This is a genomic window from Cupriavidus pauculus, assembly GCF_008801835.1.
In the GTDB taxonomy this organism is placed as follows: domain Bacteria; phylum Pseudomonadota; class Gammaproteobacteria; order Burkholderiales; family Burkholderiaceae; genus Cupriavidus; species Cupriavidus pauculus.
On record NZ_VZOW01000108.1, the window covers coordinates 1 to 254 of the forward strand.

General features: G+C 61.4%; 1 protein-coding gene. It reads right to left on the reverse strand.

The annotated features are described in order from the left end of the window. The coding region (locus F7R19_RS30700; RefSeq protein ID WP_409364609.1) for an NAD-binding protein at positions 1-254 on the reverse strand (254 nt) is incomplete at both ends.

The window sequence follows — 254 nt, forward strand, 5'->3', positions numbered from 1 at the left end:
AACAAGGTATTGCGCGCCAGGACCGTGACCTTGCTGCCCAGCCGGGCAAAGGCTTGCGCCAGCTCCAGCGCCACCACCGACGAGCCGATTACGGCAAGGCGTTCGGGAATGGTGTCGCTCGCCAGGGTGTGCATAAGCAGCTTTCGTGATGCCGAAAGCGTGGGGATTTGAGCAAGAACGGTGATGGACGCTGGAGGGGTTCCCTCAGGGAGCGTGCATGCACGCGCCTGAGGGAAGATGTCGCCTTTATTGTG